The sequence below is a fragment of the Sphingomonas sp. CFBP 13714 genome (assembly GCF_014842205.1).
GTDB classification, from domain to species: domain Bacteria; phylum Pseudomonadota; class Alphaproteobacteria; order Sphingomonadales; family Sphingomonadaceae; genus Sphingomonas; species Sphingomonas aerolata.
In genome coordinates, this window is sequence record NZ_JACYVG010000002.1 from 572,406 (window position 1) to 585,981 (window position 13,576).

Annotated in this window: 17 protein-coding genes; 6 read left to right on the top strand and 11 right to left on the bottom strand. The window is 68.4% G+C overall.

The annotated features are described in order from the left end of the window. Window positions 1-15: 15 nt before the first annotated feature. Window positions 16-558 (top strand): RidA family protein, encoded by a 543-nt coding sequence (locus IFT54_RS07160; protein WP_192070058.1) that lies wholly within the window; start codon window positions 16-18, stop codon window positions 556-558. Between the two features lie 16 nt (window positions 559-574). Here IFT54_RS07160 and IFT54_RS07165 read toward each other — a convergent pair whose 3' ends face one another. Then, window positions 575-1,147, bottom strand: coding sequence for a cytochrome b (locus IFT54_RS07165; RefSeq protein WP_192070059.1), 573 nt, complete (start codon window positions 1,145-1,147; stop codon window positions 575-577). 132 nt (window positions 1,148-1,279) lie between these two features. Between IFT54_RS07165 and IFT54_RS07170 the strand changes: the two genes are divergently transcribed. Next, window positions 1,280-1,762 (top strand): potassium channel family protein, encoded by a 483-nt coding sequence (locus IFT54_RS07170; protein WP_052149048.1) that lies wholly within the window; start codon window positions 1,280-1,282, stop codon window positions 1,760-1,762. 56 nt (window positions 1,763-1,818) lie between these two features. Then, window positions 1,819-2,625, top strand: coding sequence for a universal stress protein (locus IFT54_RS07175; RefSeq protein ID WP_192070060.1), 807 nt, complete (start codon window positions 1,819-1,821; stop codon window positions 2,623-2,625). Window positions 2,626-2,635: 10 nt separating this feature from the next. Here the strand turns inward: IFT54_RS07175 and IFT54_RS07180 are convergent, their stop codons facing one another. Genes IFT54_RS07180 through IFT54_RS07190 form a run of 3 tightly spaced genes read right to left on the bottom strand, consistent with a single transcriptional unit; the run spans window position 2,636 to window position 4,670 of the window. Next, window positions 2,636-3,550 carry a hypothetical protein gene (locus IFT54_RS07180; protein ID WP_192070061.1) on the bottom strand — a complete coding sequence of 305 codons (915 nt, stop codon included), beginning with the start codon at window positions 3,548-3,550 and terminating at the stop codon, window positions 2,636-2,638. Window positions 3,551-3,588: 38 nt separating this feature from the next. After that, window positions 3,589-3,801, bottom strand: a complete 213-nt coding sequence (locus IFT54_RS07185; RefSeq protein WP_183935358.1) for a hypothetical protein — start codon at window positions 3,799-3,801, stop codon at window positions 3,589-3,591. After that, window positions 3,798-4,670, bottom strand: a complete 873-nt coding sequence (locus IFT54_RS07190) for an SDR family oxidoreductase (protein WP_197984583.1) — start codon at window positions 4,668-4,670, stop codon at window positions 3,798-3,800. Before IFT54_RS07190 ends, IFT54_RS07185 begins: the two co-directional genes overlap by 4 nt. Before the next feature lie 126 nt (window positions 4,671-4,796). On the opposite strand from IFT54_RS07190, the gene IFT54_RS07195 reads away from it, so the two are divergent. Next, window positions 4,797-5,231: a DUF3291 domain-containing protein gene (locus IFT54_RS07195; protein WP_192070062.1), complete on the top strand. Its 435-nt coding sequence runs from the start codon at window positions 4,797-4,799 to the stop codon at window positions 5,229-5,231. A gap of 17 nt (window positions 5,232-5,248) precedes the next feature. Here IFT54_RS07195 and IFT54_RS07200 read toward each other — a convergent pair whose 3' ends face one another. The 7 genes from IFT54_RS07200 to IFT54_RS07230 form a co-directional block, all read right to left on the bottom strand. Then, a complete protein-coding gene (locus IFT54_RS07200; protein WP_192070063.1) occupies window positions 5,249-6,256 on the bottom strand; it encodes a zinc-dependent alcohol dehydrogenase family protein in 1,008 nt (335 codons plus the stop codon). Window positions 6,257-6,353: 97 nt separating this feature from the next. Next, a complete protein-coding gene (locus IFT54_RS07205) occupies window positions 6,354-7,226 on the bottom strand; it encodes an exonuclease domain-containing protein (RefSeq protein ID WP_192070064.1) in 873 nt (290 codons plus the stop codon). A 55-nt stretch (window positions 7,227-7,281) separates the two neighbouring features. Then, window positions 7,282-7,542 carry a DksA/TraR family C4-type zinc finger protein gene (locus tag IFT54_RS07210; protein WP_031439716.1) on the bottom strand — a complete coding sequence of 87 codons (261 nt, stop codon included), beginning with the start codon at window positions 7,540-7,542 and terminating at the stop codon, window positions 7,282-7,284. A gap of 98 nt (window positions 7,543-7,640) precedes the next feature. Continuing rightward, a complete protein-coding gene (locus tag IFT54_RS07215) occupies window positions 7,641-8,120 on the bottom strand; it encodes a MarR family winged helix-turn-helix transcriptional regulator (RefSeq protein ID WP_342354781.1) in 480 nt (159 codons plus the stop codon). A gap of 101 nt (window positions 8,121-8,221) precedes the next feature. Next, window positions 8,222-9,022 (bottom strand): SDR family NAD(P)-dependent oxidoreductase, encoded by an 801-nt coding sequence (locus IFT54_RS07220; protein WP_192070065.1) that lies wholly within the window; start codon window positions 9,020-9,022, stop codon window positions 8,222-8,224. Between the two features lie 14 nt (window positions 9,023-9,036). After that, window positions 9,037-10,215, bottom strand: a complete 1,179-nt coding sequence (locus IFT54_RS07225) for a zinc-dependent alcohol dehydrogenase (RefSeq protein ID WP_037530290.1) — start codon at window positions 10,213-10,215, stop codon at window positions 9,037-9,039. Continuing rightward, window positions 10,215-10,796: an SRPBCC family protein gene (locus tag IFT54_RS07230; protein ID WP_192070066.1), complete on the bottom strand. Its 582-nt coding sequence runs from the start codon at window positions 10,794-10,796 to the stop codon at window positions 10,215-10,217. The genes IFT54_RS07225 and IFT54_RS07230 overlap by 1 nt, the downstream gene beginning before the upstream one ends. A gap of 391 nt (window positions 10,797-11,187) precedes the next feature. On the opposite strand from IFT54_RS07230, the gene IFT54_RS07235 reads away from it, so the two are divergent. Continuing rightward, window positions 11,188-11,670, top strand: a complete 483-nt coding sequence (locus IFT54_RS07235; RefSeq protein WP_192070067.1) for a hypothetical protein — start codon at window positions 11,188-11,190, stop codon at window positions 11,668-11,670. A gap of 95 nt (window positions 11,671-11,765) precedes the next feature. Then, window positions 11,766-13,559, top strand: a complete 1,794-nt coding sequence (locus IFT54_RS07240) for an autotransporter domain-containing protein (protein WP_192070068.1) — start codon at window positions 11,766-11,768, stop codon at window positions 13,557-13,559. Window positions 13,560-13,576: the final 17 nt, after the last annotated feature.

Here is a 13,576-nt window from a genome sequence, read left to right on the forward strand (position 1 = left end):
TTGGGAGAGACGACCATGCCAGTGCGACCGATCGTGAACCGCGTCTCGCGCAGACTGACCCGTGCCGGTCTGGGCCTAGCAACGGCGGCGATGCTCGCGACGCCGGCAACCGCGCAGATCGTCCGCCACGCCAATCCCGGGCCGGGGCCGTCGCTGATCCTGCAGAGCGTGACGATCCCCGCGGGCGCGGAAACGCTGGTGCTGTCGGGGCAGCTCGCCGCGCCGATCGATCCGTCGAAACCGGTCACCGGCGTCGAGTCGTTCGGCGACACCAAGACGCAGACGGTCAGCGTCTTCACGAAGATCAAGGCGATCCTGGCCGAGCATGGCTATACGATGGCCGACGTCTACAAGCTGACGGTGTTCGTTACCGCCGACCCGAAGCGCGGCGACGGCAAGATGGACTTTGCCGGCATGAACGACGGCTTCAAGCAGTTCTTCGGGAGCGCGGACAACCCCAATACGGTCGCGCGGTCGACGGTACAGGTCGCAGCGCTCGCAGGCCCCAATTACCTCGTCGAGATCGAGGCGACCGCGGCGCGGATGCCGCGTCGCTGAGGCGGCGGGGCGGTGGTCAGGCGTCGCCCCGCGCGCCCGACGGCAGCATCCGGTTGCCGATACGGTCGACGAACTGATGCTTCAGCGCGGCGCCGACATGCAGGACGAGCAGCGCGCAGGTCAGCCAGACGAGCAGGCCGTGCGCCTCTTCGAACCCCTCATGCGCAGCGCGCGGCAGGCCGGGGATGAACGGCCAGCTCAAGCCGCCGATGAGCGAGGTGCTGCTGCTGGTCAGCGCGGGCTTGCCCGTCGACAGATACATCCACCCGGTCGCGGGCAGGCCGATCAGGATGATGTAGAACAGCGCGTGGTTGGCGCGGGCGAGCACGCGTTCCCAGGTCTGGAGTGCAGCGGGGAAGGGCGGCGGCGGATTGGCGATCCGCCAGATCAGCCGGGCGATGCTGAGCAGCAGGATCGCGAAGCCGAGCGTCTTGTGCCAGTCGAACCAGCCGGTGCGCAGGTCGCCGCGCGGCATGTCGGCAAAGGTCCAGCCGACATAGAGCTGGATGAAGACCAGCGCTGCGATGATCCAGTGGAACGCGATCGCGCCCAAATTGTAGCGCCGTGCGCCATCGCGTCGTGCCGTCATCTGCTGTCTCCCCGGTCGCCCGGTTCTACGCCGCGCGGCCATCGGCGTACAGTGGTCATCCCGCCTGCACCGGGGCCGGCCTAGGTAGATACCCGCATGGGAAAGCGCAGGCGGCCGCCCTACGCTCGGCCGATGAACCTCTTCGTCCAGCTCGCGGTGGCGACGGGCATGGTGCTGGCCACCATCCTGGTCCATCTTGCCGGGCTGGCCGGGCTGTTGCTGGTGATCCGGCGGCAGGGGCGCAGGACCGGCGTGCGGCGGCGCTGGCACGACGTGATCGGGATCATCGGCGCCGCGACCGCGCTGTTCGTGGTCCATGGGATCGAGATCTGGGCCTATGCGCTGCTGTACAGCGGGACGGGCGCACTCGCCGATTTCGGCACCGCGCTGTATTTCTCCACCGCGACCTATACGACGATCGGGTATGGCGACGTGCTGCTCGGGGAATCGTGGCGGATCGTCGGCGCGATCGAAGGCGCCAATGGCGTGATCCTGCTCGGCTGGTCGACCGCGTTCTTCGTCGCGATGGTCGCGCGCATCACGATCGTCGAGCGCGAGTTCACGGAGCGGCCAGCGACCCCGCGACCCGCGGCGGATCCGTATAAACCGCAATAACGCGCGCCCGCCGGACGGCCTAGCACCGGGGCTGTATCCAACCCGAAAGGCGTCCGATGAAAAACATTCTGGTGCTGGCGCATGACGACGAGGGCCAGGAGGCCCGGCTCCAGGCCGCGCTCGATCTCGGGCGGGCGCTGACGGGGCATATCACCTGTCTCGACGTGACCTATATCCCGCCGATCCTGGGCAACGACTATAGCGAGGCCGGCTATGCGATGGCGGCGGTGCTGGCCGACGAAACGACGCGCGAGCGTGCCAACAAGGTGACGCTAGAGGCACGGTTCGCGCGCGAGGATGTCGCGTGGGACTGGGTCGATGCGACCGGGGAGGCGGCGGCGTGCATCGTCCGCGCCGCGGCGCTCGCCGACGTCATCGTCCTCAACCGCCGGCTCGAAAACCCGTCGGTGATCGACATGCGCCGCACCGCGAGCGAGCTGATCGTCAAGTCGGGCAAGCCGGTGCTTGCGGTGCCGGGCGAGTCCAGGGGGATCGACCTGGCGACCGCGCTCGTCGCGTGGGACGGGTCGCCCTGCGCCGCGGCGGCGCTGCGCGCGGCGGTGCCGATGCTCAGGCTCGCGGACCAAGTCACGCTGTTCTCGGTCGACGACGGGGCGATGGCGTCGCCGATCGAGGACGCCGCCACCTATCTGTCGCGCTACGACATCCACCCCGTCATCCGCCGGATCGAGGTCCAGCCCGGCGGCGCGCCCAAACAGCTGCTCGCCGCCGCCGCGAGCGGGCAATATGGCTATGTCGTGATGGGCGGGTTCGGGCATCTGCGCTTTACCGAAGCGCTGTTCGGCGGGGTGACGCGGACCATGCTGACCAGCAGCCCGATCCCCGTCTTCCTCGCACACTGATTGACCGGGGTCAGAGCGCCCCGGTCAGCAGCAGCTTGCGGACGTCGTCCTGCACCTGATTGGCGGCGCCCAGCCGCTCGATCAGCTGCGCAGGGCGGCTGCCGCGCAGGCCCGCGACGGTCAGTTCGCCGTCGCGGACATAAGTGTAGACGCCGCTGACCGCGAACGCCGCGACATGGCCGATATGCGCCTTTTGTCCGTCGATCGTGGCGGTGAAGCGGTCCGAGGCGAAGAAGCGGCGGCGGGTCATCGGTGTCTCGAAGGCGAGTTCGAGGATCGCGACCTGTTCACGCTCGGGCGGCACGGTGTGCGCGACATCGGGCGCGGGCGGCGCGGGGTCCGCATTGTCGTAGCGCTCGGGCAGATGCAGCCGCAGCTTCAGCACCGCCGGGTCGGCGGCGAGCGTCTGCGCGAACTGCGTCACGAAGTCCGCAAACCCGGCGGCATCGGTGTCGCCGATCCCGAAATGGACGTGGAGCCGGTCGATGCTCTCCCCGCCATTGGGCACCGGATTGGCGATCCGGTCGACCAGCGTCCGCGAGCCCTGCGGCAGCGCATAGGCGACGGTCGCGGCGAACATGTTCTGTTCGTCGGCGAACAAGATCGGGCAGGCGGCGTTGAAAATCTCCTGATCCGCGGCGCTGGCAAAGCCGATCTCGACCCCGCCATCGAGCACATAGTCGTCGAACGGCGCGATCCCGTCGATCGCCGGCCACAGATGCGCGTCCTGCGTGCGATCGAGATGCATCTGGACGTACCAGCCGAGCCCGGGAATGCGCGAGCAGAGCGGTCCGTGCACGTCGCGCCAATAGGTCGCGAAGACCTCATGCGGGACCTGCGGACGGCGCAGCACCGTCGTGAAGGTGTTGATCGCGATCCGCGAATCGCGCGCGGAATAGTCGGTCGTGACGCTGGGGTCTGACATGGAAGGATCTTTGTTCTGGAGAAATCGGGGGAGCAGCGTCAGCGCTCGCGGAGATCGGGGACGCTGTAGAATGACGGTTCGTCGTCGGCGGTGCCGCGCGCGAAGACGGCGATGTCGCCCGGCATCACCTCCTGCCGGGCCCACCGGTCCCATCCGATATGGATGAAATCCGGCGGACCGAAGATGCGCAGCGCGGCGCTGTATTCGTCGCCGCGAAACCCGACAAAGTGCAGCGCGGGGCGGGCGCTCACAGCATCGGCATGCCGCCCGTCACCGGCAGCAGCGCGCCCGACATGTAGCTGCCCTCGTCGGAGGCGAGCAGGACATAGGCCGGGGCGAGCTCGCCCGGCTGGCCCGCGCGGCCAAGCGGCGTGTTCTGGCCGAGCGTCTCAAGTTCGTCGCCGCCCTTGGCGATCGGCTGGATCGGCGTCCAGACGGGGCCGGGCGCGACGCAGTTCACGCGGATGCCCTTGGGCGCGAGCAGGTTGGACAGTCCGATCGTCAGACTCGCGATCGCGCCCTTGGTGGTCGAATAGACGATCATGTTCTCGGTCGCGATCTTCGCCTGCACGCTGGTCGAATTCACGATCGCGGCGCCCGGCTTCATGTGCGGCACCGCGGCCTTGGCGAGGCGGATCATCGCGAAGACATTGGCGGAGAACGCATCCTGCATCTCGTCGTCGTCGATCCCGTCGAGCCCTTCGTTGGTCGTCTGCGCGGCGGCGTTGTTGACGAGGATGTCGAGCTTGCCGAGATCCGCGACGGTCCGCTCGACCAGCGCCGCGCAGTGATCGCGGTCGCGAATGTCGCCGGGTAGCTGGATGCAGCGGCGTCCGGCCTTCTCGACCCACGCCTTGGTCTCGTCGGCATCGGCCTGTTCCTCGGCGAGATAGGAGATCGCGACGTCGGCGCCTTCGCGGGCATAGGCGATCGCGACCGCGCGACCGATCCCCGAATCGCCGCCGGTGATCAGCGCGACGCGGTCTTTCAGCAGCCCCTTGCCGACATAGCTGTCCTCGCCATGATCGGGCTTGTTGCGCATCGCGGTCTCGAGACCGGGGCTCGGCTGCTGCGGTTCGTTCGGAAAGGACGTGGGGGCGCTGCTGCGGGGATCGCTCATAATCTCGTGTCCTGGGTACAGTTTAGGGGGGATATGCGGGTCGAACGAACCAGCACGCGCATCGCTCCGCCGCGCAGGCCCGATCGCGCAGTTGCTGGGCAATGCGGGCAGGCGTAGGTGTCGCGCATGGCCTTTGTCAGCATCACCCGGCTTCGCCTGCGCGCGCTGCGGTTCGTGCCGCTGTTCGCGCTCGATGCGCTCAGGACCACCGCGCAGTTGAGGCGTGCCGACGGGTATCTCACCGGGGCCATCCTGCGCGACCGTGCGCTGACCTTCTGGACGATGACGGTCTGGCGCGATGCCGCAGACATGAAGCGCTATATTACTGATGGCTCGCATCTGAAGGCGATGCCGAAGCTGATGCACTGGTGTGACGAGGCGAGCATCGCCCACTGGACCAGCGATACCGCCGACCTGCCCGGCTGGGACGAGGCGGATCGGCGGATGCGCGGGGAGGGCCGGGCGTCCAAGGTCCGGTATCCGAGCACGGGTCATGCCACGCTCGACTACCGCCCGCCGCGGCTGACCGGCGCGGCACCGATCCCGCCGCGCCGGGGGTGATCACCCGGTCGCTGCGCTTACCATTCGATGCCGATCTTGCCGAAATGCGCGCCGCTCTGCTGAAGCGCGAACGCCTCGGCAAGCTGGTCGAGCGGGAAGCGGCGGTCGACCACCGGCTTGATCCCGGTCGCGTCGATCGCGCGGACGAAGTCCTGCTGTTCCTGACGGCTGCCGACGATCAGGCCCTGGAGCCGCGCCTGCTTGCCCATCAGCGCGGCGGTCGGGACCTCGCCGCTGTTACCCGTCAGCACGCCGATCAGCGAGATGTGCCCGCCGACACGGACCGCTGTGATCGACTGCGCCAGCGTGCCCGGGCCGCCGACCTCGACGACATGGTCGACGCCGCGCCCGCCGGTCCAGTCGACGACCTTGCGTCCCCAATCGGCCTCGTCGCGATAGTTGAGCGTGAAATCGGCGCCGAGCGCGCGCGCACGGTCGAGCTTCTCATCCGATGACGAGGTGATCGCGACCCGCGCGCCCATCGCCTTGGCGATCTGCAACGCCCAGATCGAGACGCCGCCGGTGCCGAGCAGCAGCACGGTGTCGCCCGCCTTCAGCTTGCCGTCGACGACGAGCGCGCGCCACGCGGTCAGCCCGGCGGTGGTGATCGTCGCCGCCTCGACCGCGTCATAGCCCTTGGGCGTGTGCGTGAAGGCGGTCGCGGGCAGGACGACATAGTGCTGAGCGAAGCCGTCAATGCCGTCGCCGGGCGTCCGCGAGAAATCGCCGATCGTCGGCGTGCCCGTCTGCCAGTCGGGGAAGAAGCACGACACGACCTGATCGCCGACCGCGAATTCGGTCACGCCGTCGCCGATGCTCTCGACCACGCCGGCGCCGTCGGACAGCGGGATGCGGCCGTCCTCGGTCGGCATCCGGCCGGTGACGACGCCCAGATCATGGTAGTTGAGCGAACTGCCGTGCAGCGCGACACGGATCATTCCCGCGCCGGGCACGCCCGGATCTGCACGGTCTTCGTTCTGCAGCGTGTCGAGCCCCGCGGGCGATCGCAGCGTCATGGCCTTCATCGTCAAACTCCTGATGTTCGCGCCCCCAACGGCCGAACCGGGCAAACAGCCGCATGCGCAATCCGGAGCTTTACCCGATCCCCGGCACGTTCCGACGTCAGACCCGGTGGAGCAGCGCGTCCAGATCGGCCTCGCCCAGGATCCGGATCGCGCCACCATCGCGACGAAGGGCTTCCGCCTTCAGCCGGGCGGGATGCGTGCGCAACGCGCGCGCCTGCGGGTCGGGGCCGGCGACGAGCAGGATCGTCGTGGTCGCGCCGACCGAGGTCATCACCCGCGCGCCGAGCGCGGCGACACGGTGCGCGAGCGGCCCGTCGCGCGGCTGGCCGAGCAGCGCGATCCGTTCGCCGCGCAAGGGCCCGTCGAGCGCCGCGGCGGGGGCGGGGCCGGCGACGCGCGGCGGGGCAAGCCAGTCGGCGAGCGTCAGCCCGGTATGGTCGATCGCCTTGACGATCACCCAGCCCGCGGCGCGCGCATCGCTCAGCGCGTCATGGTGGCGATGCTCGATCCCGAGATAGCGCGCGAGCAGCCCGAGCTTGTGGTTCGCCAGATCGGGCCAGGCGCGCTTGGCGACGCGGACGCTGTCGAGCCAGGTCGTCTCGATCGCCGGGCGATCGTGCACGCGGCACGCGGCGGCGAGCGCGCCCTTGTCGAAATAGGAATGCGCGACCGTCGTTCGCCCCGACAGATGCGCGGTCACCGTCGCATGGATGTCCGCAAAGCTCGGCTGGCCGACGACATGATGCGCGGCGATGCCGTGGATCCGCGTGTTGAACGCGTAGAACTCGTCGCGCGGATCGACCAGCGTCTCATAGGCGAAGACCTCGGCACCGTTCCGGAAGCCGACGATCCCGACCTGGCAGATGCTGCTGACGCGCGCGCAGGCGGTCTCGACGTCGATCACGACGAAATCGGGCACAGTCTCGTCGAGGTCATGGGCAAGCGGTTGCAGCGCGGTCGTCGTCAGCATGGCGTCACCCTTAGCGCCGACCCAGGCGGCACGCGATCCCCCGTCGCCATCCGCATCAGCGAAGCTGGCTGTCCTTGCTGCCGCGGCGGTTGAACAGCGAGGCCGCGGGCCGATCGCGACCGCTCTGGCAGGCGATGCACGTCCGTACGCCCGGCACGGCCTGACGTCGCCCTTCAGGAATGTCGTCACCACAGGCGATGCACTGTTCCTCGCTCTCGCCGACCGGCATCCGCGCGCGCGCGGCCATCACCGCATCCATCACGGTATCGTCGATCTGATCCTGCACCGCGCCATCGCGCGTCCAGCCGCCTGCCATGCTTCGTCTCCGTTCGTGCCCCGATCGTGTCAGGTGCCTGACCTATATGGGAAAGCATCGTCGGCATTGCACGTCGCCGGCTCCGGCGGCGGCGCCAGCTAGCGTATTGCGCTATCCGGATCGCCGAGCGCGCGGCGCAGCGCGGTGACCTCGGCGTTGAGTGCGCGCAGCCGGTCGGGCGTCATCCCGCTGCGATCGACGATCATCGGCCCGAGGCACCCCGTACCCGCCCAGCAGGTCCGGCCCGCCGGGGTGAGCCGGACATGCATCTGCCGTTCGTCCGCCGGGTTGCGCAGCCGCGTGACCAGCCCCGCCGCCTCGAGCCGTTTGGCGAGCGGCGTGATCGTGCTGGGTTCGAGCGCAAGCCGTTCGGCGATCGCACCGATCGTCCGGCCATCCTCCGCCTCGTGCAGCGTCTGAAGCAAGAGGAACTGCGGATAGGTGATGCCGAGCTGGTCGAGCATCGGCTTGTACGCGCGGTTGATCGCGATCGTCGCGGCGTAGAGCGAGAAGCAGAGCTGCTCGTCAAGCGGCAGGGGCGGGGGGACGGTATCGGACGGCGGCGGCTGATCGGGCACGGTAAGATGGCTCCTGACTGTGCCCCCGACCTACCATGCCGATCTTTATCGTGGCAAATGATGCGGCGGACCGAAGCCCGCCGCATTCTGTCAGGCGGCAATCAGTCCTTCGCGCTGCCGGGTTCGGCCATCTTGCGATGCTGCTCGGCGAGGACCGAGCCGGGGACGACATTGGCGATCACGCCCTGCAGCTTCGTCATCCAGCCCGAGAACACCGAGCCCTTGCCCGCCATCAATGCGTCCCAGCCATCGCGCGCGACATCGGCGGGCGAGCGCTTGTTGGGATCGGTGCCGACGTCGGTGTCGTTCATGTCGGCGCGGTCGAAGAATTCGGTGTCGACCGGCCCCGGCATCAGCGTGGTCAGCGTGACGCCGTCCGCATCCTTGATCTCGTTGCGGAGCGCTTCGGTGAAGCTGTCGATGAACGCCTTCGACCCGTTATACACCGCCTGGAACGCGCCGGGGATATAGCCCGCGACCGACCCGGTCACGAGCAGCTTGCCGTCGTTGCGCGCGACCATCGCGGGCAGCACCTTCTGCACCAGATACAGCGTGCCCATGATGTTGGTCTCGATCACCGCGCGCCAGTCGGCGACGCTCTGGTCGAGGAAACCGTGTCCCAGTCCGCGGCCGGCATTCGCGCACAATATGTCGATCTGGCGCCCGTTGGTCGCCGCGAGCAGCGCGTCGACGCCGTCGGTGGTCGACAGGTCGGCCTCGAGCGCCGTTACCGTGGTCCCGAACTGGCGGAAGTCGGCCGCCGCCGCCTTGATCAGCGCCTCGTCCGCGACGACGAGGATGTCATAGCCGTCCTGCGCCGCGATCGTCGCGAGTTCGAAACCGATGCCCGTCGAGGCGCCGGTGATGACGGCGAATTTGCCGTTTGGTGATGCTGTAGCCATGGGTCGATATCCTCTCAGTTGAAGCCGGGCTTGAGCACGACCTTGGTCACTTCGTTCTGATCGTCGTGGAACATCTTGTAGCCCTGCGGCGCCTCCTCGAGATCCATGCGGTGCGAGATGAGGAAGGTCGTGTCGATCTTCTCCTCGAGGATCGCGTTGAGCAGCGCGGGCATGTAATGCTGGACGTGCGTCTGGCCGGTCTTGAGCGTCAGCCCCTTCTCCATGAACGCGCCGAGCGGGAACTTGTCGACGAGCCCGCCATAGACCGCGGGCATCGAGACGCGGCCGCCCTTGCGGCAGGCGATGATGGCCTGGCGGATCGCGTGTGCGCGGTCGGTGCCGAGGAAGGTCGACTTCTTGATCTGGTCGATGACGTTGTCGACGAAGAAGCCGTGCGCCTCCAGCCCGACGCTGTCGATCACCGCATCGGGGCCGATCCCGCCGGTCATCGCCATCAGCGCCTCATAGACCGCGCTCTCCTCGAAATTGATCGTCTCCGCACCGAACCGTTTGGCGAGCGCGAGCCGCTTTGGGAAATGGTCGATCGCGATGACGCGCTCCGCGCCCATCAGGAATGCCGACTGGACCGCGAACAGCCCGACCGGGCCGCAGCCCCAGACCGCGACCGTGTCGCCGGGCTCGATCTGCGCATTCTCCGCCGCCTGCCAGCCGGTCGGCAGGATGTCGGACAGGAACAGCACCTTGTCGTCCTCGATCCCGTCGGGGATGACGATCGGGCCGACATCGCTGAACGGCACGCGGACATATTCCGCCTGGCCGCCCGCATAGCCGCCGGTCATGTGGCTATAGCCGAACAGCCCGCTCATCGGCTGGCCGTACAGCTCCTGCGCGATGTCCTGATTGTCCGCAGGCAGGCCGTTGTCGCACGCGGAATATTGATGCTTGCCGCAGTGATAGCAGCTGCCGCACGCGATCGTGAACGGCACGACGACGCGCTGCCCCTTCTTCAGCGTCGACTTGGGACCGGTCTCGACGACCTCGCCCATGAACTCGTGGCCGAGAATGTCGCCCGCCTGCATCGTCGGGATATAGCCGTCATAGAGATGCAGGTCGGAGCCGCAGATCGCGGTCGACGTCACCTTGATGATGCAGTCGCGCGGGTTGAGGATCTCGGGGTCATCGACGGTATCGACGCGGACGTCGTGGCGGCCATGCCATGCCAATGCGCGCATCAGGCGAACTCCTCGTCATGCTGTTTGCGGGTGAAGGAGCCGGTCGCGATCTCGCCGGTCTCCATCAGTTGCTTGAACCGGCGCAGGTCGCGGCGCGCCTGGATCGCGGGTTCGCGCTGGAACATCTTGGCGACGATCTTGCCTACGATGCCGGCGGGCGGATCATAGACGATCGTCGCGGTGACGACGGTGCCGCGCGCGCCGGCGTCGCGGAACTCGACCCGGCCGCTGTTCGCGACATCGGCGTCGGGTTCGGACGTCCAGGCGATCACCCGGTCGGGCGTTTCGTCGGTCACGACCGCATCCCATTCGACCGTGCGACCCGCTGGCGCCTTGACCACCCAATGCGACCGCGTGGCGTCGATCGGGGTGATCGACACGACGTTTTCCATGAAGCGCGGCAGATTGGTGAAGTCGCGGAAATAGGCAAACAGCTCGGCCGCCGGGCGATTGATCGTCACCGTGCGGCCGACGATGCTGTCCCCGGTCGTGGTCGGCAGGCCCTCGGCGGCGATCGGGTCGCCCTTCTTCCAGGTCGTCGGGGGTGCGTCGTCGGTATGGTCGGTAGGGGACTGCGACATGTCCGTTCTCCTGTCCGGGGCGGGTGGCCCGCGAACCTGTTCGTGCTGCAAACTCCTCCCCCAACGCGTCAGATTCGCGGGCGGCGGCGGAGGGCAGCAGGCGTTCGTCGCACTCCAGCGACAGTTCGTCGTCGGCCGCCTGAGAAGTTGATGTCGCTCAGTGAATTTCTCGGGGCGGGGCGGCGGGGAACCCCGACGCATAAAAACTACCGCCCGGTACAGAAGGCGGTTGACGTTCGGGTCGATCGGTTTGTATACCGCTCGGTATCGAAGGTTGCTCCGACGTCGGAACGACACCGTCACCACGACCGTACCCGCGCTGCCCCATGCCGTGCCGATGGACCCTCCATCGACGCAGGTCCGGTGCTGCCCGATCCGAAAGGGGATATTCATGGCCTATCTCGACCTCGACACGCATTTCGCCGCACCCTGTGGCACGCGCAACACCGCGCGGGTCGCAGCCGCCGCACCAGTGAATCCGGCCGCGAACCTCGCTGCGGATCTGGCCGCCGATCTGGTGGTCGATCTCGCTGGAGACGCGGCCGACGAGACGGCGGGGTTTTCCGCGCTCGAATGGAGCGTCATCGCGCTCGCCAGGCGCGACACGCTGCGCAGTCTCGCCAGCCCCGGCGCGGTGTCGCGCGCGATGGGCGGGCTGTTCGGGCTGGGCAGCCGGTCGCAGCTCGCCGATCCGCGGCTCGAGGCGTTGCGGCGGATGGCGGTCTATGCGTGGCGGCGCGGCTTCGCGCTGCCGATGACCGAGATCCGCGCGTTTCTTGCCGCGGGGTTCGTCGAGGCGCAGATGGAGACGCTCGTGGTCAGCGTGACCGGGATGCGCGTCGGCGCGACGACCCGCGCACAGCTCGACGGCTGATACCCCGCGCGAGACGGCTTGACGTCACAATGTGACAGATCCACGACAGTGCCAGAGCAGGGGGCAACGACCCCTTGCCGCACAGGAGAGGATCTATGAAAACGACGTCCGCCGTCGCGGCGCTGCTGGGCACGACCCTGGCGATCGCATCCCCCGCGCAGGCCCAGACCGCGAGTGGCGCGACCGCCGCCGCCGCGCCGGTCAACCGCATGGTCGTGTTCGGCGACAGCCTGGCCGATGGGGGCTATTATCCGACGCTCGACCCGCGGCTGCCGCGCGATGCCGGCAGCTTCACGACCAACCCCGATCCGGTCGCCCCCGAAGTTGTCGCGGCGCGGCTCGGGCTGCCGCTTACCCCGGTCTATGGCCAGGGCGGGACCAACTATGCGGTCGGCGGCGCACGCGTGACCGCGGCGAACGCGCTGTCGATTCCGATCACGACGCAGATCACCAATTTCCTCGGCGCGGGCGGCACGTTCGGGCCGCGCGACCTCGTCTATGTGCAGGGCGGCGGCAACGACTATTTCGCGTTCCTGGCCGGGGGCGGCACCAACAATGCGATCCTGACCACCGCCGCGACCGAGCTCGCCACGCAGGTCAGCCGGCTGCAAAGCGCAGGCGCGCAGCGGATCGTGACGCTCGCGGTGCAGACCGGCGGCGCGGCGGGGCTCGCGCTGTTCAACCGGACCTATGCGGCAGCGCTCGCGGCGGCGAACGTCAACGCGCTGTATTTTGATACCGACCGGCTGTTCAACGAACTGGTGACGAGCCCGGCGACCTATGGCTACACCAACATCACCGGGGTCGCGTGCACCGTGCCCTCGTCGCTCGCCTGTACGCGCGCGACGCTCGTCACGCCGAATGCCAACGAGACCTATATCCTCGCCGACAGCGTCCACCCCGCGGGCATCACGCAGCGGATCCAGGGGCAGGCGATCGCCAGCCTCGTCCAGGCGCCCGAGCAGATCGCGGGGCTCGGCTATGCCGCGCAGGCGATGTTCCGCGCGCAACGTGATCTGCTCGAGGGGCCCGAACGCGGCGGGTCGCAGCGTGACGGTCGCGCGCTGTCGGTGTTCGGCGGGGCGGCCTATCATTATTACGCCAGCGGCAACTCGGCGCAGCGCGTCGGCATCACCGAGCGGGGCTTCAGCGGGACGCTGGGTGCGGACCTCGCGATCGGCGCGGCCTCGGGCGTCGGGATCGCGGGCGCCTATTCGGACGGGACGGGCGATTTCCAGAACGGCGCGGGACGCTACAAGCCGCGCGCCTGGTCCGCGAGCGGCTATGCGTGCGGCGAACTGGGGCCGGTCCGGCTGCTGGCGGACGGGACCTATGGCGAGATCGACTATCGCCAGATCCAGCGCAGTGTGCAGCTCGGGCCGACGATCCGTACGCATGACGGCGAGACCGACGGCAGTTACGTCGCGGGCCGGATCACGGGCGCGCTCGACCTGGTCCGCACCGGCGGTCTCGCCTTCGGACCCGATCTGGCGGTGCAATATGACCGCGTCCGGCTGGCAGGCTATGCCGAGGCGGGCGGGCTGTCGACCGCGGCGGCGTTCGGTCGCCAGCAGATCGAGAGCCTGACCGGTCGGTTCGGCGCGGTCGTGCGGTCGCTGCCGGGCGAGCCGGTCCGCGTGTTCGTGCGGGCAGGCTATGAGCGCGAGTTCGACGACGATCCCCGCACCCTGACGATGACCCCGACCGGCGCGCCGATCCGCTTCACCAGCAGCGTCGAACACGCCGATCGCAATTACATGAGCTATGCGATGGGGGTCGATGGACAGGTCGCCGGCGCATTGTCGCTGCGCGCGGGCGTCGCGGGCTATGCGCTGCGCGACGACCGCGACAGCGTGACCGCGTTCGCGGGGCTGTCAGCCGCGTTCTGATGGCAAAGGCCGGATCG